At 60.2% G+C, this 22,497-nt stretch carries 20 protein-coding genes, 1 tRNA gene and 1 pseudogene; 18 read left to right on the top strand and 4 right to left on the bottom strand.

Features of this window, described 5'->3' with window-relative positions:
• Window positions 1-123 precede the first annotated feature (123 nt).
• On the bottom strand, window positions 124-1,344 hold the full coding sequence (locus tag CO657_RS16495; protein WP_054184892.1) for an NAD-dependent epimerase/dehydratase family protein: 1,221 nt from the start codon (window positions 1,342-1,344) through the stop codon (window positions 124-126).
• A 163-nt stretch (window positions 1,345-1,507) separates the two neighbouring features.
• Between CO657_RS16495 and ybgC the strand changes: the two genes are divergently transcribed.
• The 14 genes and pseudogenes from ybgC (at window position 1,508) to serA (ending at window position 17,585) form a co-directional block, all read left to right on the top strand.
• Entirely contained in the window at window positions 1,508-1,963 is a 456-nt protein-coding gene (gene ybgC / locus CO657_RS16490) for a tol-pal system-associated acyl-CoA thioesterase (protein ID WP_012558842.1), read from the top strand.
• Between the two features lie 375 nt (window positions 1,964-2,338).
• Window positions 2,339-3,058: a protein TolQ gene (gene tolQ, locus CO657_RS16485; protein ID WP_003582115.1), complete on the top strand. Its 720-nt coding sequence runs from the start codon at window positions 2,339-2,341 to the stop codon at window positions 3,056-3,058.
• Window positions 3,059-3,076: 18 nt separating this feature from the next.
• Window positions 3,077-3,532, top strand: a complete 456-nt coding sequence (gene tolR / locus CO657_RS16480; RefSeq protein WP_003590341.1) for a protein TolR — start codon at window positions 3,077-3,079, stop codon at window positions 3,530-3,532.
• Window positions 3,533-3,540: 8 nt separating this feature from the next.
• Window positions 3,541-4,683 (top strand): hypothetical protein, encoded by a 1,143-nt coding sequence (locus CO657_RS16475; protein WP_054184891.1) that lies wholly within the window; start codon window positions 3,541-3,543, stop codon window positions 4,681-4,683.
• On the top strand, window positions 4,684-5,118 hold the full coding sequence (locus CO657_RS16470; protein ID WP_054184890.1) for a cell envelope integrity TolA family protein: 435 nt from the start codon (window positions 4,684-4,686) through the stop codon (window positions 5,116-5,118). It abuts the gene before it with no gap.
• Window positions 5,119-5,139: 21 nt separating this feature from the next.
• Window positions 5,140-6,447, top strand: coding sequence for a Tol-Pal system beta propeller repeat protein TolB (gene tolB, locus CO657_RS16465; RefSeq protein ID WP_054184889.1), 1,308 nt, complete (start codon window positions 5,140-5,142; stop codon window positions 6,445-6,447).
• 152 nt (window positions 6,448-6,599) lie between these two features.
• On the top strand, window positions 6,600-7,136 hold the full coding sequence (pal, locus tag CO657_RS16460) for a peptidoglycan-associated lipoprotein Pal (RefSeq protein WP_003590347.1): 537 nt from the start codon (window positions 6,600-6,602) through the stop codon (window positions 7,134-7,136).
• Window positions 7,137-7,295: 159 nt separating this feature from the next.
• Window positions 7,296-8,285 carry a tol-pal system protein YbgF gene (ybgF, locus tag CO657_RS16455; RefSeq protein ID WP_003590350.1) on the top strand — a complete coding sequence of 330 codons (990 nt, stop codon included), beginning with the start codon at window positions 7,296-7,298 and terminating at the stop codon, window positions 8,283-8,285.
• Between the two features lie 11 nt (window positions 8,286-8,296).
• Window positions 8,297-9,756 (top strand): annotated as a pseudogene (tilS, locus tag CO657_RS16450) (tRNA lysidine(34) synthetase TilS).
• A 97-nt stretch (window positions 9,757-9,853) separates the two neighbouring features.
• Window positions 9,854-11,785 carry an ATP-dependent zinc metalloprotease FtsH gene (gene ftsH, locus CO657_RS16445; protein ID WP_003590353.1) on the top strand — a complete coding sequence of 644 codons (1,932 nt, stop codon included), beginning with the start codon at window positions 9,854-9,856 and terminating at the stop codon, window positions 11,783-11,785.
• Window positions 11,786-12,028: 243 nt separating this feature from the next.
• On the top strand, window positions 12,029-13,381 hold the full coding sequence (gene glmM / locus CO657_RS16440) for a phosphoglucosamine mutase (RefSeq protein ID WP_003590355.1): 1,353 nt from the start codon (window positions 12,029-12,031) through the stop codon (window positions 13,379-13,381).
• 264 nt (window positions 13,382-13,645) lie between these two features.
• Entirely contained in the window at window positions 13,646-14,482 is an 837-nt protein-coding gene (locus CO657_RS16435; RefSeq protein WP_054184887.1) for an outer membrane protein, read from the top strand.
• Window positions 14,483-14,665: 183 nt separating this feature from the next.
• On the top strand, window positions 14,666-15,844 hold the full coding sequence (locus CO657_RS16425; protein ID WP_054184885.1) for a phosphoserine transaminase: 1,179 nt from the start codon (window positions 14,666-14,668) through the stop codon (window positions 15,842-15,844).
• A 145-nt stretch (window positions 15,845-15,989) separates the two neighbouring features.
• Entirely contained in the window at window positions 15,990-17,585 is a 1,596-nt protein-coding gene (gene serA, locus CO657_RS16420) for a phosphoglycerate dehydrogenase (protein ID WP_054184884.1), read from the top strand.
• Window positions 17,586-17,666: 81 nt separating this feature from the next.
• Here serA and CO657_RS16415 read toward each other — a convergent pair whose 3' ends face one another.
• The gene (locus tag CO657_RS16415) at window positions 17,667-17,930 is read right to left on the bottom strand and encodes a hypothetical protein (RefSeq protein WP_003590361.1); all 264 of its coding nucleotides are present in this window, start codon (window positions 17,928-17,930) and stop codon (window positions 17,667-17,669) included.
• Window positions 17,931-18,438: 508 nt separating this feature from the next.
• On the opposite strand from CO657_RS16415, the gene mnmA reads away from it, so the two are divergent.
• Both mnmA and CO657_RS16405 read left to right on the top strand, forming a co-directional pair.
• Window positions 18,439-19,638 carry a tRNA 2-thiouridine(34) synthase MnmA gene (gene mnmA / locus CO657_RS16410; protein ID WP_054184883.1) on the top strand — a complete coding sequence of 400 codons (1,200 nt, stop codon included), beginning with the start codon at window positions 18,439-18,441 and terminating at the stop codon, window positions 19,636-19,638.
• 136 nt (window positions 19,639-19,774) lie between these two features.
• Window positions 19,775-19,851, top strand: a tRNA-Met gene (locus CO657_RS16405).
• Window positions 19,852-20,058: 207 nt separating this feature from the next.
• On the opposite strand, the gene CO657_RS16400 is transcribed toward CO657_RS16405, so the two are convergent.
• Complete coding sequence (locus CO657_RS16400) at window positions 20,059-20,322, bottom strand: hypothetical protein (RefSeq protein WP_054184882.1); 264 nt, start codon at window positions 20,320-20,322, stop codon at window positions 20,059-20,061.
• A 134-nt stretch (window positions 20,323-20,456) separates the two neighbouring features.
• Between CO657_RS16400 and CO657_RS16395 the strand changes: the two genes are divergently transcribed.
• Both CO657_RS16395 and CO657_RS36770 read left to right on the top strand, forming a co-directional pair.
• Complete coding sequence (locus CO657_RS16395; protein WP_054184881.1) at window positions 20,457-21,329, top strand: hypothetical protein; 873 nt, start codon at window positions 20,457-20,459, stop codon at window positions 21,327-21,329.
• A 147-nt stretch (window positions 21,330-21,476) separates the two neighbouring features.
• Window positions 21,477-21,650 carry a hypothetical protein gene (locus tag CO657_RS36770; protein WP_156339795.1) on the top strand — a complete coding sequence of 58 codons (174 nt, stop codon included), beginning with the start codon at window positions 21,477-21,479 and terminating at the stop codon, window positions 21,648-21,650.
• Window positions 21,651-21,753: 103 nt separating this feature from the next.
• Here the strand turns inward: CO657_RS36770 and CO657_RS16385 are convergent, their stop codons facing one another.
• A complete protein-coding gene (locus tag CO657_RS16385; RefSeq protein ID WP_054184879.1) occupies window positions 21,754-22,410 on the bottom strand; it encodes a DUF2971 domain-containing protein in 657 nt (218 codons plus the stop codon).
• Between the last annotated feature and the right edge of the window lie 87 nt (window positions 22,411-22,497).

The following is a 22,497-nucleotide window of genomic DNA, read 5'->3' as shown; positions in this document are numbered from 1 at the left end:
AGCGAAGGGCAATGAAGGGCGTGCCGTGTGGCCCCCTCATCCGACCCTCCGGGCCACCTTCTCCCCGCTGGGGAGAAGAGGGAGCAAGCCGCGGCCTTTCTAGCCTTCGTCATCGCTCAGCACTCATGATACCGACTTCAGCCGCTTGCCTTCCGGATCGTGGTTGATCGTCGCGGCGATGTCCTTGGTCCAGGCGGAGACGGCCGGCACGCGCGAGCGGTCGACGCGATAGGCGAATTTCTTCGCCACCTCGACGATCTCGCCGAGAAGGCCTGCTTCCAGCGTGATCGGCTCGAGGCCGAGAATGCGGAATTTCTCGTTCTGAACGATCAGCTCGTTCTCGGCGGCTTCCTTGCGCGGGTTGGGCAGCCAGGCGATGTCGGCGCCGCTTATCCCCGCGATCATCTGGGCAAGGTCGCGCACCCGGTGGGTTTGCGTCATCTGGTTGAAGATTTCGACGCGGGCGCCGCGGGCGGGCGGATTCTTGAGCGCCAGTTCGATGCAGCGCACCGAATCCTGGATATGGATGAAGGCGCGGGTCTGGCCGCCGGTGCCGTGTACCGTCAAGGGATAGCCGATCGCCGCCTGGATGAGGAAGCGGTTCAGCACCGTGCCGTAATCGCCGTCGTAATCGAAACGGTTGATCAGCTGCGCATGGCGGCGCGTCTGCTCGGTATGCGTGCCCCAGACGATGCCCTGGTGCAGGTCGGTGATCCTCAACCCGTCGTTCTTGGCGTAGAACTGGAAGAGAAGCTGATCCAGGCACTTGGTCATGTGGTAGATCGAGCCGGGATTGGAGGGATAGAGGATCTCCTGACTGACCGTCTCGCCGGCCGCGGTTTCGATGCCGACCGGCAGGTAGCCTTCGGGGATCGCCGCACCCACAGTCGAATAGCCGTAGACGCCCATGGTGCCGAGGTGGATGAGATGGGCGTCGAGATTGAGCTCGGTCAGCGCATTCAGGAGGTTGTGCGTGGCGCTGACATTGTTGTTAACCGTGTAATTCTTGTGGCGGTCGCTTTTCATCGAATAGGGTGCGGCGCGCTGCTCGGCGAAATGGATGACGGCATCCGGGCGGTGTTCGGAAAGCCATTTCTTCAGCAGTTCGTAATCCTTGGCGAGATCGATCAGATTGAAGTGGATGCGGCGTCCGGTTTCGGCATGCCAGATGCGGGTGCGCTCCTGGATCGAATCCATCGGTGTCAGCGATTGAACGCCAAGTTCCGTGTCGATCCACCGGCGTGAGAGATTGTCGAGGATATGAACGTCATGCCCGGCATCGGAGAGGTGCAGCGACGTTGGCCAGCCAATGAAACCGTCTCCGCCCATAACCGCAATCTTCATCACATCGTCTCCTGATCTGTCGCTCGATATCGGGAATAGTTAGGAATTATGACAATCATTCAATGCCTACCGGCTGGGCATTCAATGCCTGCCTGCCGGTCATTCAATGCTTGCCTGTGGGCAAGCGTTGCGCCAAAGAGGGCACCGCAGTTTGGAGAAAATTATGACGGAGCGCCCTTTTTCCATTTCGGGAGAGCTGACCGAGGCCGGTCACCGCCTCGTGCAGCGGGTCTATTATGAAGATACCGACTTCTCCGGTCTGGTCTACCACGCCCGCTATCTGCATTTCCTCGAGCGCGGCCGCACCGATTATCTGCGTTGCCTCGGCGTCGAGCAGCGCGAGCTCGTCAGCGCCGACGAGGAGGGCCTCGTCTTCGTCGTCCACCGCATGGAGATCGACTTCAAGAGCCCGGCGCGCATGGACGACGTGTTGACGATCCTGACCCACACGGAAAAAGCCGGCGGCGCCAAGATGGTGCTCAATCAGCAGATCCGCTCGGACGAGACACTGCTGATATCAGCCAAGGTGATTATCGCCGTCATCAACGCCAGGGGGCGGCCGCGGCGGCTGCCGGAAACGCTGGCGGCGAAATTCCTGGAAGGCAGCACGCCGCTATAGGCGCGAATCGCCCGGAATTCAGGCTTGTCAAAACTTGAGCTTTATGGGAAGGAATTCCCGCGCCGCAGGATGAGCGCTCTTTCGGCAGCCGGATCTTGCTCCGGTCAAGTAAACCATGGAACGAAATCTTCCAAACGCAGGCTTACTGTCACAGTCCGGCACTAACGATCTATTAACCATAATAGTGTCTTACTGGGAAAGTCGGAGTTTGTGCGGTGCACGCCTTCCTTTGACCAAATTTGACGGCAAGAAGGCGGAAGATGAGCTTGGAAGTTTGACCAGGGCTTTGGGCGGCGGCCGCCGGACACTTCTTGCGAGATCACTTTGTGCCGCCCGGTCCAGCACCGGGCGTTTGGATTCGGGGATTTTGGATCAATGGAACAAGTAGGATTGGCAGCAGCAACGACGGACGTCAGCCTCTGGTCGCTTTTCATGCAGGCCGGTATCGTCGTCAAGCTCGTCATGCTCGGGCTTATCGCAGCCTCGGTGTGGACCTGGGCGATCGTCATCGACAAATACCTGGCCTATGGCCGCGCACGGCGCCAGTTCGACAAGTTCGAGCAGGTGTTCTGGTCGGGCCAATCGCTGGAAGAACTCTACCGCTCGCTGTCGGAACGCAATAATACCGGGCTGGCGGCGATCTTCGTGGCCGCCATGCGCGAATGGAAGAAATCCTTCGAACGCGGCGCCCGGTCGCCGATCGGGCTGCAGATGCGTATCGACCGGGCGATGGATGTGACGCTGTCACGCGAATCGGAATTTCTCGGTGCCCGCCTCGGATCGCTGGCAACGATCGGTTCGGCCGGTCCGTTCATCGGCCTCTTCGGCACGGTCGTCGGCATCATGACCTCGTTCCAGGCGATTGCCGGTTCGAAGTCGACCAATCTTGCGGTCGTGGCGCCCGGCATCGCCGAAGCGCTGCTTGCCACCGCAATCGGCCTCGTTGCCGCTATTCCGGCGGTTATCGCCTACAACAAGTTCTCTGCTGATGCCGGCAAGCTCTCGGGCCGCATGGAAGGTTTCGCGGATGAATTCTCCGCCATACTTTCGCGCCAGATCGACGAGAAGCTGCAGCCGCGCGCTGCAGCTCAGTAACCAGCGGAGTATACTGACATGGGTATGGCTGTTGGAGGCAATGGCGGCGGGGGCGGCGGACGCCGCCGTCGCGGCGGTCGGAACAGGGCCGTGATTTCTGAAATTAACGTGACGCCGCTCGTCGACGTCATGCTCGTGCTTTTGATCATCTTCATGGTCGCGGCACCGATGATGACCGTCGGCGTGCCTATCGACCTGCCGGAAACGCAGGCCAAGGCGCTGAATTCCGAGACGCAGCCGATCACCATCTCCGTCAAGAACAACGGCGAAGTGTTCCTGCAGGAAACGCCGATCCCGGCCGCCGAGATCGCCGCCAAGCTCGAGGCGATCGCCACCACAGGCTATAACGAACGGATCTTCGTGCGCGGCGACGCGACAGCGCCTTACGGCGTCATCGCCGACGTCATGGCCCGTATTCAGGGCGCAGGCTTCAAGAATATCGGCCTCGTGACGCAGCAGAAGAAGGACCAATAGCGTTCAAGATGAAGACCAGCGTCGTCACATCTGCTGTTCTGCACTGCCTGGTGCTCACCTGGGCGATGGTGTCACTCAGCGCGCCTGAATCCTTCAAGGTGGAGGATTTCGAGGCGATGCCGGTCGATCTCGTGCCTGTGGAATCCATCACCCAGATGCAGCAGGGCGACAAGAAGGCTCCGAAGAAGGAGACGTCTGCACCCGTGCCGACGACGCGTCCGCCGATCGCGCAGCCGGCCGAGAACGCCGGCGACAACAATGTCGACCTGAAGACACCGCCGGTTCCGAACGCCAAGCCCAGCAATACTGAGGCTGTTGCGGCGAATTCGAGCGACAAGCCGATGCCGAAGGTTGATCCGAAGCCAAATGACGTCAAGGAGATCGTCAAGGAGGAAACGGAAGTCGAGCAGCCGAAGGAGGTCGCTTCCATTCCGCCGCCGAAGCCCGTCGAGGTGACGCCACCGAAGCCCGAGGAGAAACCGCCGGAAGAACAGGCCAAGCCGGAGGAGCCGCCGAAGCCGGACGCCGAGGCGCTGCCGGACAATGTGCCGACGCCTGTCGCCAAGCCGCAGGTGAAGCCGCCGGAACCACAGAAGCCGGCAGAAAAGCCACCGGAAAAGACTGCAGACCAGCCGAAGACCGCCGACACACCGACCGACAAGAAAAAGGCGGACAAGAAGCAGGAAACGGCGAAGTCCGCCTCACCGATGAAGAGCGACTTCAACGCCGACGAGGTTGCTGCGTTGCTGAATAAGACCGATCCTTCCGCTGGGGGTGCGAAGCGCTCGACGCAGGAAGCATCGCTTGGTGCGAAGAAGAGCAATGGTGGTGCTGCACTTAGCCAGAGCGAGATTGATGCCGTACGCGGCCAGATCTCTGGCAACTGGACGGTTGTTTCCGGATTGGCGGGCGCCAACGAGGTTCATCTTAAGGTTCGTGTTCAACTTGATCAGGCCGGTAATGTCGTTGGCGAACCCGAGGTCATTGCGTCAGGCGGGCCGGATTCAACACGCCAAGCGCTCAAGAGCAGTGTCTACCGCGCTGTTATGAAATCATCTCCTCTCAAAAATTTGCCTGCAGACAAATATGAAGGAGAAAACGGCTGGAACGAGATGGACCTCAACTTCGATGCCAGTGATCTGGGGATTTAAGTGTCGAAGAACCTGTTCCATTTCACGAAGCCTTTCGGGATATACGCGGTGCTGACAGGGTTCATCCTTGGCCTCGCATTTCCACTCAGTGCAAATGCAGAGACGGCTGTTCGCCGAAATGGCGACGTCCTCAGCGCGGCTGAAGTTACGGCGCTGAGAAACGCGATCGAACGTCAATTCATCGTCGACAGCCGCCTGAAAGATATCGGCAGCGTGCATATGACGATTCACATAAAGCTCGCTGGAGACGGACAGATCGTAGGCAACCCTGATGTGCAGGTCATCGGTGGCAGTGAGCGTACGCGGAAAAGTATTGCCGATTCGGGCCTTCGCGCAATTCGTCGCGCAGCTCCTTTTACGATGCTTCCAAAAGAGAAATACGATGTCTGGGATGAAGTCACGTTTAACTTCGACATCAGCGCTCTTACCCATTAGATGCTGAAAGGCTTGTTTCATATGGTCAAATGTTCCCTTATCCGCGCGCTGGTGGTCGCCGTCGGCATGACTGCTGCCGCCGTTGTCTCCTCTCCGGCAAATGCACGTGTCGAAATCAACATCAACAAGGGCAATATCCAACCGCTTCCGATCGCGGTGACCGACTTCCAGGGCGACATGGGTGCGCAGGTCTCGCAAGTCATCGCCGCCGACCTGCAGCGCTCGGGGCTTTTCGCGCCGATCAACAAAACCGCCTTCATCGAGAAGATTTCTAATCCCGACGCTTCGCCGCGTTTCGAGGACTGGAAGGTCATCAATGCACAGGCACTGGTCACCGGCCGGGTTACCAAGGAAGCGGATGGGCGTCTTCGCGCCGAATTCCGCCTGTGGGATACTTTTGCCGGACAGCAGATGGCTGGTCAGCAGTTCTATACGCAGCCGGAAAACTGGCGGCGTGTGGCGCACATCATCGCCGATGCGATCTACAAGCAGATCACTGGTGAGGAAGGCTATTTCGACACCCGCGTCGTCTTCGTCTCCGAATCCGGCACCAAGCAGCAGCGCAAGCGCCAGCTGGCGATCATGGACCAGGACGGCTTCAACGTGCGTATGCTGACGGATGGCAGCGATCTCGTGCTGACGCCGCGCTTCTCGCCGAGCCGGCAGGAAGTCACCTACATGTCCTTTGCCAACCAGCAGCCGCGGGTCTATCTGCTGCAGTTGGAAACCGGGCAGCGCGAAGTCGTAGGCAATTTTCCCGGCATGACCTTCTCGCCGCGCTTTTCGCCGGATGGTCAGAAGGTGATCATGAGCCTGCAGCAGGACGCCAATTCCAACATCTATACGATGGACCTGCGCTCGCGCACGACGACGCGTCTGACCTCGACGGCTGCGATCGACACTTCGCCTTCCTATTCCCCCGACGGCGCGCGCGTCAGCTTCGAAAGCGACCGCGGCGGAAAACCGCAGATCTATGTGATGAATGCCGATGGTTCCGGCCAGACCCGTATTTCCTTCGGTGACGGCTCCTATTCGACGCCGGTCTGGTCGCCGCGCGGCGATCTCATCGCCTTCACCAAGCAGGCCGGCGGCAAGTTCTCGATCGGCGTGATGAAACCGGATGGTTCCGGCGAGCGCATTCTGACGACCGGCTTCCACAATGAGGGCCCGACCTGGGCGCCGAACGGCCGCGTGCTGATGTTCTTCCGCCAGGCGGCAGGCTCAGGCGGGCCGCAGCTTTATTCGATCGATCTGACCGGCTACAACGAGCAGCTTGTGAAGACGCCGAGCTACGGCTCCGACCCGGCCTGGTCGCCGCTTATGGAGTAGGCGATGCGCTGCTGCCTTCATCTCGTCCCAAAGTCATGGAATCGAGCGACCAAGGGACAAATCAGTAATTCGTTAACCATAATTTTTGAGGGGCGGTTAACCGAGTGCGGTTACTGTCCGGAAACCCTGATGAACCCGCAAGGAGACCGGCCATGAGCCGAATTCATACCCCGGCAATGAGCCGCATGCAGAATTTTGCCCGCAACCCCGTCATGATCGCGCTGGTGGCCGGTCTGGCGCTCGCAAGCTGCGCAAAGAAGCCGCCGAACAGCGCCGGTGATCTCGGCCTCGGCGCCGGCGGCGCTGGTGGCTCCGCAACGCCGGGCTCGGCCCAAGACTTCACGGTCAATGTCGGCGACCGTATCTTCTTCGACACCGACTCCTCGTCGATCCGTGCCGATGCCTCGCAGACGCTCGACCGTCAGGCTCAGTGGCTCGGCCGCTACCCGAACTACCAGATCACCGTCGAAGGCCATGCCGACGAACGCGGTACGCGCGAATATAACCTCGCGCTAGGTGCCCGCCGCGCGGCTGCAGCCAAAGATTATCTCGCTTCGCGCGGCGTCCCGGCGCAGCGCCTGAAGACGATTTCCTACGGTAAGGAACGTCCGGTTGCCGTCTGTGACGATATTTCCTGCTGGTCGCAGAACCGCCGCGCAGTCACGGTTCTCGGCGGCGCCGGCATGTAATCTGCCGATTTAGTTCGCTTTCGCAAGGCGGTCCTCTCGGGGGCCGCCTTTCTTTTTGACCACACTTTGGCCAGACTCCGTTGCTTTTTGACAGCAATTGGAAAAATCTCCTGTTCGTGCCATCGAGGTGCGAAGAATCACTGGGACAGGACGATACATATGAAGAAACTTGTCGTGGCAGGCATGCTGTGCCTCGCGGCTGTGACCGGGAGCGAACGGGCGGCCTATTCCGCCTCGTTCTTTGGGCTGCATCTCGGCGGCCGGTCCACGGAAAACCAAGCGGCGCCGCCTGTTGTCAAGGTGCAGAGCGGCGATGCCGAGGTTCGCGTGCAACAGCTCGAAGAGCAGCTTCGGCAGCTGAATGGCCGGATCGAGGAGATGAGCTTCCAGCTGCTGCAGATGCAGGAGACGATCCGCAAGCAGCAGGAAGACAATGAATTCCGCTTCCAACAGTTGGAAAAGACCGGTGCCAGCGGCGGCGGTGCCAAAGCTCCTGTCAAGAAGAGCGAGACCGATACCGCTCCGGCAGCGTCCGGCGGCGATGACGTTGCCAGGGTGATCCAAGCACCGCAGGGAGCCGAAACGGCTCCCTCTACCAACGTGCCCAGCAATACTGGCCTCGGGCAGCCGCCGAAGGAGCTCGGCTCGATCGATTTCGATCAGAACGGCAATCCGGTCGGCGGAACCGTCGATGCAAATGCGGGAGTGGGCTCCGGCCCTATCCCCAATGCCAATCCCGGCGCGCCGCAGCAGACTGCCTCGCTTGGCGGTGAGGCGGACCAGTACAAGTCGGCCTATGGTCACGTCTTGTCCGGCGATTACAGCACGGCCGAACAAGAGTTCACCCAGTACATCACCCGCTACCCGAGCAGCGCGCGGGCGGCGGACGCCAATTTCTGGCTTGGCGAAGCGCTCTATTCGCAGGGCAAGTACAATGAGGCGGCCAAGACCTTCCTCAATGCGCACCAGAAATACGGCACATCGGAAAAGGCGCCCGAGATGCTGTTGAAGCTCGGCATGTCGCTGGCTGCCCTCGACAATACCGAGACGGCCTGTGCGACGCTGCGCGAAGTCTCGAAGCGGTATCCGAAGGCTTCGCGTGCCGTCATAAGCAAGGTTGCGAGCGAACAGAAGCGCCTCGCCTGCTAAGGTCTTCCGGCATGTCTCCGGAAGCCCGATCGCCGCGAGAGGCGATCCTCCAGTTTCTCACCTCGCTTCAAAGCCCCGCACACATTCTCGTCGCCATATCAGGCGGCAGCGATTCCACCGGCCTGCTTCTCCTTCTCGATGAAGCCGTGAAGGCTGCGCCCCATCTCAAAATTTCCCTATGCGCTGCGACCGTCGACCATGCGTTGCGCGCCAGTTCCGCAGACGAGGCGCGAGAAGTCGCAGCCCTCTGCGCGTCGCTCGGTATTGCCCATGCCATAACGACCTGGCAGGGCGACAAGCCGAAAACCGGCATCATGGCTGCGGCCCGCGAGGCGCGTTACGGCTTGCTCGCCGAAGCGGCGGAAGCTCTTGGCGCCGATCTCATCGTCACCGCCCATACGCTCGACGATCAGCGTGAAACGCTTGCCATGCGCGGAATGCGAACGGAGGAGGTTTCGACCGGTATTGCCGATGCGGTGCTCTTCGACCGGCGTTTCTGGATCTTGCGGCCGCTTCTCTTTTCCAGCCGGGCCGATATCCGCGCTTTCCTGAGCGAGCGGGGCGCGGGTGGATCGACGATCCGAGCAACGAAGATGTGAAATACGAGCGCGTGCGAATCCGACGGGAGCTTTCGGCCGATGCGGGTGCCGAGAGGAATATCCGCGCCGTCTGGGAAGAGCGACTGGCTGTTTCAACCAAGGGAGCGGACTGGCTGGATCACCATTTCAAGCTTCACGGCGGCCTGCTCGGCCAGGTGATGCCTGACGGATTGCGGCAGGATCGCGCCGTTCTCGACTATGTGCTTGGTCGTCTCACGGCCGTCTTCGGTGGGCAACCATTTGCGCCGGGGAGGGCGCAAATGGAGCGCCTTCTCTCATTTGCCGCCGGCGGGGAGCCGGGGCGGATGACGGTCGGCCGGGTGGTCTTCGATCTCAGACGGAACGGGCTTTACCTCACGCGTGAAAGCCGGGGGATCTTGCCGCTGGTCTTGCAGCCCGGGGAGGCGGGCGTGTGGGATGGGAGGTTTGAGGCGCGCAATGGGTCGGCGATTGATGTGAGGATAGAAGCGCAATCCGGCCGTTCCTCCCTCATTCCTGTGCTCGTCACAGGAATCCAGCCACCGCGCGTCGGCGCGGTGATTAACTCTACAACACACGACGAGTCTTCCGCGCCCAAGGACTTGGGCGCACTAGATTCCTGTGACGAGCACAGGAATGAGGGAGGAGGGGGCAGAGGCCTTCCCAAGTCAGCATGGAGACGCGCCATGGCCTCGGCACCGGTTTTATCGGCCGGAGGAGCGCCCTTATCTCAGGAATACATCCGCATCATCCACCTCACGCCCTATTTCGCACCCTTCGACCGCTTTTTGACACGATTTGATTTCATCTTTGCCAACAGGCTTTCGGCGGTTTTCGCGACGGCGCCCTATGCGAGGCCGCCTTTAAGAAGTATTGACGGAAAAACCATCTGACCTGGGGTGTCGCCTTGGCAATCGCACGGCGCAACCCTATGTTAGAAACGAATAAGACGGTCGCCATGAGGCGGCTGTTCCAGTGCTGGGGAGTTCAATGAACCCTAACTTACGTAATTTCGCCTTGTGGGCGATCATAGCGCTTCTGCTGATCGCCCTTTTCAGTATGTTTCAGACGGCGCCGGCGCAGACGGGCTCCCGCGAAATCCCTTATTCGCAGTTCCTGCGTGAGGTCGATGCGGGCCGCGTGAAGGATGTCGTGGTCACCGGCAACCGGCTGAGCGGAACATATCTGGAGAATAACAATAATTTCCAGACCTATTCGCCCGTTATCGACGACAGCTTGCTCGATCGCCTGCAGGCCAAAAACGTTGCTGTCACTGCGCGTCCGGAGACCGACGGTTCCTCCGGCTTTCTGAGCTACCTCGGAACGTTGCTGCCGATGCTGCTCATCCTCGGCGTCTGGCTGTTCTTCATGCGGCAGATGCAGGGCGGCTCGCGTGGCGCGATGGGCTTCGGCAAGTCGAAGGCCAAGCTGCTGACCGAAGCGCATGGCCGTGTCACCTTCGAAGACGTCGCCGGTGTCGACGAGGCCAAGCAGGATCTCGAAGAAATCGTCGAATTCCTGCGCGATCCGCAGAAGTTCCAGCGTCTCGGCGGCAAGATTCCGCGCGGCGTGCTGCTCGTCGGTCCTCCGGGCACCGGCAAGACGCTGCTCGCCCGCTCGGTTGCCGGCGAAGCCAACGTGCCCTTCTTCACTATTTCGGGTTCCGACTTCGTCGAAATGTTCGTCGGCGTCGGCGCTAGCCGCGTGCGCGATATGTTCGAGCAGGCGAAGAAGAATGCGCCCTGCATCATCTTCATCGACGAAATCGATGCCGTCGGCCGTCACCGCGGCGCCGGTCTCGGCGGCGGCAATGACGAACGCGAGCAGACGCTGAACCAGCTGCTGGTCGAGATGGATGGCTTCGAGGCGAATGAAGGCGTGATCCTGATTGCCGCCACCAACCGCCCCGACGTGCTCGACCCGGCGCTGCTGCGTCCCGGCCGTTTCGACCGTCAGGTCGTGGTTCCGAACCCGGATATCGTCGGCCGCGAGCGCATCCTCAAGGTACATGCCCGCAACGTTCCGCTGGCGCCGAATGTCGATCTCAAGGTTCTCGCCCGCGGCACGCCCGGTTTCTCCGGCGCCGACCTGATGAACCTCGTCAACGAAGCCGCCCTGATGGCCGCCCGCCGCAACAAGCGCGTCGTCACCATGCAGGAATTCGAAGACGCCAAGGACAAGATCATGATGGGCGCCGAGCGCCGATCCTCGGCCATGACCGAGGCGGAAAAGAAGCTCACCGCTTACCATGAGGCCGGCCACGCCATCACCGCGCTCAATGTCGCCGTCGCCGATCCGCTGCACAAGGCGACGATCATTCCGCGCGGCCGTGCACTCGGCATGGTCATGCAGCTTCCCGAGGGCGACCGCTACTCGATGAGCTACAAGTGGATGGTGTCGCGCCTCTGCATCATGATGGGCGGCCGTGTCGCCGAAGAACTCACCTTCGGCAAGGAGAACATCACCTCGGGTGCCTCCTCCGACATCGAGCAGGCCACCAAGCTTGCCCGTGCCATGGTCACGCAATGGGGCTTCTCCGACCAGCTCGGTCAGGTCGCCTATGGCGAGAATCAGCAGGAGGTCTTCCTCGGCCACTCGGTTTCGCAGTCGAAGAATGTTTCGGAAGCAACCGCGCAGAAGATCGACAATGAAGTGCGCCGCCTGATCGACGAAGCCTATACGCAGGCCCGCACGATCCTGACGGATAAGCACGACGAATTCGTCGCTCTTGCCGAAGGTCTGCTCGAATATGAGACGCTGACCGGTGAAGAGATCAAGGCGCTGATCCGCGGCGAGAAGCCGTCGCGCGATCTTGGCGATGATTCACCGCCAAGCCGCGGCTCGGCGGTTCCGAAAGCCGGCGCACGGCCTGCCGCCAAGGGTGATGAGCCCGAAGCCGGCCTTGAACCGCAGCCGCATTGAGCGGCTGCCACGATTGTGAACAAGGCCGGATTTCCCCAGCGGGGAGATCCGGCCTTTTCTATTGGTAACGGGATATAATCATTTTTCTTGCTAATTTACGTGCCGATCGCCGCATTTTGTGGCATTCCGCTGAATTGAGGCAAGAGTGAATCACGCTCCTGGATTGACGACATTCCATGGAAGCCGGATTCGCTTGGAACGGTGCGCTGCCTTGAATGGCGCGCGAAAAGCGCAGGAGTGCAGATGAAGAGACGCTATTTCGGTACGGACGGCATTCGTGGCCAATCCAACGTCTTCCCGATGACACCGGATCTCGCGATGCGGGTCGGCATTGCCGCCGGCACGATCTTCCGCCGCGGCAATCATCGCCACCGCGTCGTCATCGGCAAGGATACGCGTCTTTCCGGTTATATGCTTGAGAACGCCATGGTCGCAGGTTTCACCGCTGCCGGCCTGGATGCCTTTATTCTCGGCCCGATTCCGACGCCTGCCGTCGCGATGCTGACCCGCTCGCTGCGCTGCGATATCGGCGTGATGATCTCGGCGTCGCACAATCCTTACGAGGATAACGGCATCAAGCTCTTCGGCCCTGATGGTTACAAGCTTTCCGACGACCTCGAAGCCGAGATCGAGGATCTGCTCGAAAAGGACCTGAACGCCCAGCTTGCCAAATCCGACGATATCGGCCGCGCCAAGCGCGTTGACGGCGTGCATGACCGCTACATCGAACATGCCAAGCGCACGCTGCCGCGCGACGTGACGCTGCAGGGTCTGAGGATCGCGATCGACTGCGCCAATGGTGCCGCCTACAAAGTGGCGCCTGCCGTGCTCTGGGAGCTCGGCGCCGAAGTCGTCACCATCGGCAACGAGCCGAACGGCACCAACATCAATTTGAATTGCGGCTCCACCAGCCCGGTCGCGCTGCAGAAGAAGGTCGACGAAGTGCGTGCCGATATCGGCATTGCGCTCGACGGCGATGCCGACCGCGTCATCATCGTCGACGAAAACGGCTCGATCGTCGACGGCGACCAGCTCATGGCCGTCATCGCCGAGAGCTGGGCCGAGAGCCAGCAGCTGCGCGGCAACGGCATCGTCGCCACCGTGATGTCCAATCTCGGCCTCGAGCGCTTCCTCGACGATCGCGGCATGGCGCTTGCCCGCACGCGCGTCGGCGACCGCTACGTCGTCGAGCATATGCGCCAGCACAATTACAATGTCGGCGGCGAGCAGTCAGGCCACATCGTGCTCTCGGACTACGGCACGACTGGCGACGGTCTGGTCGCAGCGCTGCAGATCCTGGCTGCGGTCAAGCGGACCGGCCGCACCGTCAGCGAGGTCTGCCGCCGCTTCGAGCCGGTGCCGCAGCTGCTGCGCAATGTCCGCATCAGCGGCGGCAAGCCGCTGGAGGATATCCAGGTACAGAAGGCGATCGCCGATGCCGAAGCCGAACTGGCCAAGAACGGCCGCCTCGTCATCCGCCCCTCGGGCACCGAGCCGCTGATCCGTGTCATGGCCGAGGGCGACGACCGCGCCCAGATCGAGCGCATCGTCAACGAGCTGATCGGCACGATCTCGAACGTGCGGACTGCCGCCTGATCCTGTGACAATAGATTACTGAAGGAGCCGGTGCGCAAGCGCCGGCTTTTTCGTTATGCGCAATGGTTCAGCCAGATTCTATGCTTGCTGCAGGCCGAATTCTTATCGCTGCGACCCGTGTTTTTCTTTCAGGGGTATCTGCAGAATACGGTAAATAATCGTGGTTAAGCAGCTTTTAACGTTTCCCGTTCATTATCCATCCGAAGCGTATCAGTTTGGCAGCGACTTGAGCCTGCCGCCTCAACGAATTTTGGAGTGGGATCCATGAAAAGAAGCTTGTCCGGCATCTTCGCCGCATTGTTGATCGCGACAAACGCCTATTCCGCGGACCTCGCCCCTGCCGAGCCGATCCCAGAGCAGCCGCCTGAAGTCACGGTCAGCGAAGCGACCGGCTGGTACCTGCGCGGTGATGTCGGTTATGCCTTCACCGATCTGCGCGGCGCCCGCTATTTCCAGGGCAGCAACTCCAACGAGGTCGATTTCGACAGGGCCGATCTGGACGACGCGTGGACGGTCGGCGGCGGTGTCGGTTATCAGATCAACAGCTATCTGCGCACCGACCTGACCTTCGACTATCTGACGCAGGCTGATTTCAAGGGCTCGACGGTCGGACAGTGCGGCTTCCCCCTGGTGGATTGCACGTCGAGCGATCGCTCCTCGCTGACCGCCTACACGCTGCTTGCCAACGCTTACGTCGATCTCGGCACCTATGGTTATGTCACGCCTTACGTCGGCGCCGGTATCGGTGGTTCCTACGTCAAGTGGAAGAACCTGCGCAACGTCGCCTGCGCCGATGACGGCAGCTTCTGCGATGATCAGGTCACCCATGGCGGCAAAGGCAACTGGCGCTTTACTTACGCCCTCATGGCCGGCGCCTCGATCGACGTCACCTGCAACGTCAAGGCCGATGTCGGCTACCGCTACCTGCATATCGATGGCGGCAACATGTTTGGCTATGCCGAAAACGGCGGCCCCGGCCGAGACAAGGGTCTCAGCGTCCACGAAGCCCGCGTCGGCGCCCGCTATCTGTTCGGCGGTTGCGCTCAGGCAAGCTACGAACCGCCGCCGGAAATCCCGCTGCAGCCGGCGGTCTACAAATAAGCTTCATTCTCTTCCGTCAGAAAGCCGCCCGCCTGGGCGGCTTTTTGCTGCGTCAAGCGCGCCTGCGTCAAAATATCCTCTCTCTGCGACACTTCGATCTTGACTAAGACGCCTGCTATCCATACACACGGCGGCGGGACACCCTTCCCCAACGAAGGGCTTTCTATCTGAGAGGATAGCATCATGGCGAAGACCGCAAAGCCGGACATCCGTCCGAATAATACTCATTTTTCTTCTGGCCCCTGCTCGAAGCGCCCCGGTTGGTCGCTCGACGCTCTTTCCGACGCGGCGCTTGGCCGTTCGCACCGCGCGAAGGTCGGCAAGACCAAGCTGAAGCAGGCCATCGACCTTACCCGTGAAATTCTCGACGTGCCGGCGGATTACCGCATCGGCATCGTTCCGGCGTCCGATACCGGCGCCGTCGAAATGGCGCTCTGGTCGCTGCTCGGCGAACGCGGCGTCGACATGCTCGCCTGGGAAAGCTTCGGCGCCGGCTGGGTCACCGATGTCGTCAAGCAGCTGAAGCTCAAAGACGTGCGCAAGCTCGAAGCCGGTTACGGCGAGCTTCCCGATCTCTCCACCGTCGATTTCGATCGTGACGTCGTCTTCACCTGGAACGGCACCACATCAGGCGTGCGCGTGCCGAACGCCGATTTCATCCCTGCCGACCGTAAGGGCCTGACGATCTGCGATGCCACCTCGGCCGCTTTCGCGCAGGAACTCGATTTCGCCAAGCTCGATGTCGTCACCTTCTCCTGGCAGAAGGTTCTGGGCGGCGAGGGTGCACACGGCGTCATCATTCTGTCGCCGCGCGCCGTCGAGCGTCTGGTCAGCTATACGCCCGCCTGGCCGCTGCCGAAGATTTTCCGCATGACCTCGGGCGGCAAACTGACGGAAGGCATCTTCCAGGGTGAGACGATCAACACGCCGTCGATGCTCTGCGTCGAGGACTATATCGATGCGCTGGTCTGGGCCAAGGGCCTCGGCGGCCTCAAGGCGCTGATTGCGCGCGCCGATGCCAATGCCAAGGTCATCCACGATTTCGTCACGGCCAACGACTGGATCGCCAATCTCGCCGTCAAGGCGGAAACGGCCTCCAACACCTCCGTCTGCCTGAAGATCGTCGACAAGGACATCGCGGCGCTTGACGATGACGGCCAGGCGGCTTTCGCCAAGGGCCTGGTTGGACTCCTGGAAAAGGAAGGCGTTGCTTATGACGTCGGCCATTACCGCGACGCGCCGTCCGGCCTGCGCATCTGGGCCGGCGCCACGATCGAGGCATCCGACATGCAGAAGCTGATGCCCTGGCTTTCCTGGGCCTTCGAAACGCAGAAGGCGCAGCTCGCTCAGGCGGCCGCCTGACGTGATCGCATCCGGCTCCGCCACAGGGCGGAGTGGATCAAAGAATAAGAGCATGGTGTCGTCCGAAAACCGCATACACTTTTCGGCATCATGCTCTGGCATCCCTGATTTCATCCATCGCTGAACACTTTTGAAGGAGGCCACAATGGCACCTCGCGTTCTCGTATCCGACGAATTGTCGGAAACCGCCGTCCAGATTTTTCGCGACCGCGGCGTCGAAGTCGATTTCGAACCGCAGCTCGGCAAGGACAAGGACCGTCTGCTCGACGTCATCGGCAAGTATGACGGTCTCGCCATCCGCTCCGCCACCAAGGTGACGGAAAAGATCATCCAGGGGGCGACGAACCTCAAGGTCGTCGGCCGCGCCGGCATCGGTGTCGACAACGTCGATATTCCGGCCGCCTCGCGCCGCGGCATCATCGTCATGAACACGCCTTTCGGCAATTCGATCACCACGGCCGAACACGCGATCGCGCTGATGTTCGCCGTCGCCCGTCAGCTTCCGGCAGCCGATACCTCGACGCAGGCCGGCAAATGGGAGAAGTCGAAATTCATGGGCGTCGAGATCACCGGCAAGACGCTCGGCGTCATCGGCGCCGGCAATATCGGCTCGATCGTCTGTGCCCGCGCCATCGGCTTGAAGATGCATGTCGTCGCCTACGATCCGTTCCTCTCCAAGGAGCGTGCCGAGGAGATGGGCGTCACCAAGGTCGAGCTGGACGAGCTTTTCGCCCGTGCCGACTTCATCACGCTGCATGTGCCGATGACCGACAAGACGCGCGGCATCCTCAACAAGGAAGCACTGGCAAAGACCAAGCCGGGCGTTCGCATCATCAACTGCGCCCGTGGCGGCCTGGTCGATGAGGCAGCCCTTGCGGAAGCCATCAAGTCCGGCCATGTCGCGGGTGCCGCCTTCGACGTCTTCGAGGTCGAGCCTGCCAAGGAAAGCCCGCTCTTCGGCCTGCCGAACGTCGTCTGCACGCCGCATCTCGGCGCCTCGACGACCGAGGCGCAGGAAAACGTCGCCCTGCAGGTGGCTGAACAGATGGCGGATTACCTCGTCAAGGGGGCGGTCTCCAACGCCATCAACATGCCGTCGATCACGGCTGAGGAAGCGCCGATCCTGAAGCCCTTCATCCGGCTTGCCGATGTTCTCGGCGCCTTCGTCGGCCAGGTCACCGAGGAGCCGATCAAGGAAATCGAGATCCTCTATGACGGCATCACTGCCAACATGAACACCCGGGCGCTGACGAGCGCGGTGCTTGCCGGCCTCATCCGCCCGCAGGTCGCCGACGTCAACATGGTTTCGGCGCCGATCATGGTCAAGGAAAAGGGCGTCGTGCTTTCCGAAGTCAAGCGCGACAAGACAGGTGTCTTCGACGGCTATATCAAGCTGACGGTGACGACCGAGAGCATGACGCGTTCGGTCGCCGGCACGGTGTTTTCGGATGGCAAGCCGCGCTTCATCCAGATCAAGGGCATCAACCTCGATGCCGATGTCGGCTCGCACATGATCTACATCACCAATACCGACGTTCCCGGCATGATCGGCTTCATCGGCACGACGCTTGGTACTGCCGGCGTCAACATCGCCAACTTCCAGCTCGGCCGCGACAAGCAGGGCGGTGACGCCATCGCGCTGCTCTATGTCGACGGCGACGTGGACGACGCTGTGCTCGGGCAGCTGACGGCCCACCAGGCGATCCGCCAGGCAAAGCTGCTCACCTTCAATATCGACTGAGTTTTTTCCTCCCAAGGAAAACAACAAAAACCCGGCGCTGGAAACGGCGCCGGGTTTTTGCTGCATCAGCAATGGAAGAATTCAGTGGTGCTTGCGTCGGCGGACGATCCGGCCGAGGCGGGCGGCATCGTCCTGCGCCTTTGTGCGATGTAGAAAAGCGAGCCGGCTGCCGTCAAAACCCTGGAAGAATTCGTCCCAGGAAATTTCTTCCATCGGCGCCGAGGAGAAATCGACGCCGACGGTTTCGCTATCCCGGGCGTCCTTGATACGGGCGGGATGGCCGCCGCGTTCCTCGATCCAGTGTCTGATCCTGCTGTAATCCGCTGTCGTTCCGAACCTGGCCATCAAACCCTCCACAGACATTCGATTGCGACCTTCATCTCCCGCAACGCATGATAGAGCGAAATGTTCCGGGCTGCCTAAATTATTTTGTCGAATGATTTTCGGTTCAACTGCCCTGCTCAAGCATTCGTTATTTTGAGAATTGTGGGTCAACCGGCATAATTCCCACGGGCTGGAAAGGAGGATGTCTATGAAACGCTATTCATTCTCGATAATCGGACTGGCGCTCTTGACCGCCATCATCGCCAATCCGGGCATCGCATTCGCCTGCAACAAGCTGATCGGTACCTGAGCCGCACCCCCGCTTCCAAGGCGTGGCTCAGGCTGCGCCTTGCTTTGCCCGGGAATTCCAAAAATCCGCTATCCGAGGCCGCCCCTTGCGTCTCGATACAATCCTTTCTATATCGGTTGCTCATCGAAAAATGGCGGCCGATCCCGCCTGATATCGGCAAATCCGCCGCAATTGCAGCGCAAGGGCGGATCGTGACCCACGCAGAATTTGGCACCACCGTTGAACACACTGGATTTTGACAAGCAGCCGGAAGAGACCCGTGTCGTCGTCGCCATGTCGGGCGGCGTCGATTCATCCGTCGTCGCCGGCCTTCTCAAACAGCAGGGTTACGATGTGCTCGGCATCACGCTGCAGCTTTACGACCACGGCGCCGCGGTTCACCGCGCTGGTTCCTGCTGCGCCGGCCAGGATATCGACGATGCGCGCCGCGTCTGCGAAACGCTCGGCATTCCACATTACGTGCTCGATTACGAAAAGCGCTTTCGCGAGACGGTGATCAATCCCTTCGCTGAAAGTTATGTCGCGGGCGAAACGCCGATCCCTTGCGTTTCCTGCAACCAGACCGTCAAATTCGCCGATCTTCTGGCGACCGCCAAGGAGCTCGGCGCCGATGCGCTGGCGACTGGCCATTACATCCGCTCGCGGCCGAACCCGTCGCCGGAGCATCCCGGCCGCCGCGCGCTTTACCGCCCGGCCGATGCCGACCGCGACCAGAGCTATTTCCTGTTCGCCACGACGCAGGAACAGATCGACTACCTCCGCTTTCCCTTGGGCGGCCTGCCGAAAGCCGAGACCCGCAGGCTCGCCGAAGAAATGGGCCTCGTCGTTGCCAAGAAGGCCGACAGCCAGGACATCTGCTTCGTGCCGCAGGGCAAATATTCCGACATCATCACCAAGCTGAAGCCGAATGCGGCGCTCGCCGGTGAGATCGTTCATCTCGACGGCCGGGTGCTTGGAACCCATGAGGGCATCCTGCACTTCACCATCGGCCAGCGCCGCGGCATCGGCATCGCCACCGGCGAGCCGCTCTATGTCGTCTTTCTCGACGCCCGCTCGCGCCGCGTCATCGTCGGACCGAAGGAGGCGCTGGAAACCCATCGCGTCTATCTGCGCGACGTCAATTGGCTGGGCGACGAGACGCTTGCGCAGGCTGCCTCCGGCGACGGTTTTGCCTGCTACGCCAAGGTTCGCTCGACCAGGGCGCCGACGCCTGCCGTGCTGCATATCGATGCCACAGGCACCTATGTCGACCTGACGGTCGGTGAGGCGGGCATCGCCCCCGGCCAGGCCTGTGCGCTTTATTCCGCGCCCGGCGACAATACCCGCGTCTTCGGCGGCGGCTTCATCGAGCGCTCCGAGCGCGAACCTTCGGCCGAGGCCTCGCTCAAGGCCCTCTTGGCCAGTCCCGTCGCCGCCTGAAACCGATAGGAGAGGGCGGGCGGCAAAGCCCACCGTTTTTCTCGATCATGCGCTTGACACAAAGCCGAAGCGCACCTTATAAGCCGCTCATCCCACGAGCCCGCAGCGCTTCGCGAGCAGGTATCGTTTGACCAGTGGCGGAGTAGCTCAGTAGGTCAGAGCAGAGGAATCATAATCCTTGTGTCGGGGGTTCAAATCCCTCCTCCGCTACCATTCATTTTCTATTGAAATCAAATTGATAGCGGAATTAACGCCCTTCTGGCTGCATTTCCCATGTTGCATGTATTGCGGCCGGCTTCCCTTGATTCCCGGCATTTCCCTGCGACGACGGCAAATCCATGCGACATGACACGCAACATGCAGCTGCCCGAATTCGGTGGGGGGCGTCATTTTTTTTAAAGCTTGCTAAGGCCGATTTCATCATCCCGGCCAGCGCGCATATCCGACAACGCGCTTCATCCGTTCTAGATTGAGTTGGCGCCCTTGGCTGAACTGTTGGAAGTTTTCTTCAACCCAGGTGTAGCCGCCCTGGCCATCTGGTACCCGTGACCTGATTTTGCCCCGAGATTTACGGGCAGGACGTATGTCAATTTCTGTCGAGACCTTTTCACCGCGCATCATCCTTTCGTGATCCATGTCCGCAAGGACGGGGTCGAGCTGAGTTTCAGGTAGGGGTTTCTTCATCCGCTTTGGCTCCCTTCGTGTCTGTCGATCGCCGGCCGTTCTTGAGGGCACGATCTTGTGGAAAGGCGGGGTATTCTCAATGCTGATTTGGGATTACATCAGCAAATCACCAAAGCCGGCCGGAATGGATCTCGATGGAAAAGAACGAAGAGCGTGTTTGCGAAGCGATCATTCGCATTCTCGAACAGAAGACAGCGCAAAGGCGCTCTGCGATTACACGCCCCGAGAAAGATTATTCCGTTCATCCCGATCGCCGGGTTGAAGTGCGTTTCAACCTTGGCGATTGCCGCTACGCCATCGAACATACATTGATCGAGCCGTTCACAGACTTCCTTAAGATTGGCGATCGGTTCACCAAGTTCGCCGGCGAGATCCTAGATACGCTCAAGGGTACGATGCCCGGACCGGGGATCTATCAATTGTCCTTCCCGATCAATCCCACAGCGGAACACAAGGGGGCAGCTTTGGCAGCCCTGCGGCAGCCCATCATTGACTGGGTTCGTCGAGCTGCAGAAGAGTTGTTTCAGGAGTGCCCGGAAGTCCAAAGTCGCGACAGGCGACCGCATGGATACAACGGAAAGCGCCAAACTGAGATCGGCGGCCTGCATCTGATATTGGTCCGTAGCTTGCATTGGTCGAGGAGTAGCAAGTACGACGGGTTTTTTGACATCGCGCGTCGGATCGACGACAACTTGGAAGCCGAGCGCGAAGCAAGGATAAAAACTGCGTTTACAAAAAAGCTGCCAAAGCTTTTGGCTTGGGGCGACGAGGGTGACGTTACGGTGCTCGTCCTGGAGTATTCCGACATTGCTTTGACCCACCATGTTTTGGTAGCGGAAGCAATTGAACGCTTGATCGATCAAGGGGTCGCTATGCCTGATCAGGTGTTCATCGCCGACACTACGCTACCTAGGCCGTGGGATTTCCATCAACCAATAATCGACGGCGCCTTTACAATCGAAATGGAGCGGATGGAGGCCGAGCCTCCACAAGACATCGGATATTAGCCCCTGTAGGCCAGCATGCATCGCGTCAGCAACTCGGCGAGTGCTTTGATCGCATCGCCGTGGTTTCGCGAGGCAGTTCGAAGGGAGCCTCGCTCCATGATGGGCTCGTTATCGTACCGGGTGAGGAGTGGCGGCATGGGCCAAGACATGAACGACATCAAGGACGCCGCCGCCGCGAAGGCAAAGATCGCGGCCAGCGAAGAAACCTGGCCGGAAGACGTCGTCTCCGCGCTCGTCGCCGGGGGAAACCCGGTTCAGGTCTTCCGAGGTCGAGCTTGCGAACAAGGTCGGGCTGTCGAAGCCGTACATTTCCGGGATTGAAAACGGCAAAAAAATCGGATCGATGGACCTATGAAGGCGATCGCGGTCGCGCTCGACGTCGACCTGAACGACCTCGTCTGACTGGTCGCTTCGGTTCTCACGACTACTCCCAAAGCGCTGAATTTCTCTGCGTCACCACTCGGTATGAATTGAATGCGAGACGGCCCCTTCGAAGGCGGACGGAAGCCGCGTTCTCGCCGATCGCATCGACAAGATCTCTGCGAAGCAATTCCGATCGGTGGCCAACGATCACTTCTTTCAAGTCCATCTCCCTATCGAAAGCCTTAAAGAATAGTCCTTTGATCATCGTGTCCTGCTCGTCAATCCTTATAAATAGCCGCACTTCATTCTCGTATTTCCAATGGGCATATTTGGTCGACAGGACCTTCTTGTAGAACTCCCATTGCTTGTCGTCTGAACCGTTCATGGCGATCATGTCAGCCTTCAAAAGGCGGGATCGATAGACAACAGGCGTCAAAAATGGGTCTGGGATGTCGAAGCCAAGGCACATCCCGCGATGTCGATCGGCGTAGTGCGCCCATTGGACAGGGTTGCGCCAATCGCGACTGAAGCAGAGGAGACCCGCCCATTCGTTCAATTCGGCTTTCGTGCGCCTGAATACCGATCGAACGGCAGGATCAGGACTAGCGATCTCGAGTTCAAATGGATCATTGAGATCGGATATGCGGGCAACCTTGAGACGCTGGCGACGAATGTTGTCGAGGCCCCATTTCTCGTCAATGAAATGATAGACGCGCATTGCCCATCTCCCGAATCAAGGATCGCCATCAATCAGATCCCATCATTTGGTTTGCGACAGTGACCTGGCTGACCGGCGTCGATACCA

The sequence above is a fragment of the Rhizobium acidisoli genome, assembly GCF_002531755.2.
Taxonomy (GTDB): domain Bacteria; phylum Pseudomonadota; class Alphaproteobacteria; order Rhizobiales; family Rhizobiaceae; genus Rhizobium; species Rhizobium acidisoli.
This window is presented reverse-complemented; position numbering and strand designations above follow the sequence as displayed.

Bases quoted from the DNA above. Each gene is read 5' to 3' on its own strand.
- CO657_RS16400 (WP_054184882.1), bottom strand. From the start codon at position 20,322: ATGAAGAAACCCCTACCTGAAACTCAGCTCGACCCCGTCCTTGCGGAC.
- glmM (WP_003590355.1), top strand. From the start codon at position 12,029: ATGAAGAGACGCTATTTCGGTACGGACGGCATTCGTGGCCAATCCAAC.
- tolB (WP_054184889.1), top strand. From the start codon at position 5,140: ATGGTCAAATGTTCCCTTATCCGCGCGCTGGTGGTCGCCGTCGGCATG.
- ybgF (WP_003590350.1), top strand. From the start codon at position 7,296: ATGAAGAAACTTGTCGTGGCAGGCATGCTGTGCCTCGCGGCTGTGACC.
- CO657_RS16495 (WP_054184892.1), bottom strand. From the start codon at position 1,344: ATGAAGATTGCGGTTATGGGCGGAGACGGTTTCATTGGCTGGCCAACG.
- tolR (WP_003590341.1), top strand. From the start codon at position 3,077: ATGGGTATGGCTGTTGGAGGCAATGGCGGCGGGGGCGGCGGACGCCGC.
- CO657_RS16475 (WP_054184891.1), top strand. From the start codon at position 3,541: ATGAAGACCAGCGTCGTCACATCTGCTGTTCTGCACTGCCTGGTGCTC.
- CO657_RS16415 (WP_003590361.1), bottom strand. From the start codon at position 17,930: ATGGCCAGGTTCGGAACGACAGCGGATTACAGCAGGATCAGACACTGG.
- CO657_RS16385 (WP_054184879.1), bottom strand. From the start codon at position 22,410: ATGCGCGTCTATCATTTCATTGACGAGAAATGGGGCCTCGACAACATT.
- CO657_RS16395 (WP_054184881.1), top strand. From the start codon at position 20,457: ATGGAAAAGAACGAAGAGCGTGTTTGCGAAGCGATCATTCGCATTCTC.
- serA (WP_054184884.1), top strand. From the start codon at position 15,990: ATGGCACCTCGCGTTCTCGTATCCGACGAATTGTCGGAAACCGCCGTC.
- tolQ (WP_003582115.1), top strand. From the start codon at position 2,339: ATGGAACAAGTAGGATTGGCAGCAGCAACGACGGACGTCAGCCTCTGG.
- CO657_RS36770 (WP_156339795.1), top strand. From the start codon at position 21,477: ATGAACGACATCAAGGACGCCGCCGCCGCGAAGGCAAAGATCGCGGCC.
- ybgC (WP_012558842.1), top strand. From the start codon at position 1,508: ATGACGGAGCGCCCTTTTTCCATTTCGGGAGAGCTGACCGAGGCCGGT.
- ftsH (WP_003590353.1), top strand. From the start codon at position 9,854: ATGAACCCTAACTTACGTAATTTCGCCTTGTGGGCGATCATAGCGCTT.
- CO657_RS16425 (WP_054184885.1), top strand. From the start codon at position 14,666: ATGGCGAAGACCGCAAAGCCGGACATCCGTCCGAATAATACTCATTTT.
- CO657_RS16435 (WP_054184887.1), top strand. From the start codon at position 13,646: ATGAAAAGAAGCTTGTCCGGCATCTTCGCCGCATTGTTGATCGCGACA.
- pal (WP_003590347.1), top strand. From the start codon at position 6,600: ATGAGCCGAATTCATACCCCGGCAATGAGCCGCATGCAGAATTTTGCC.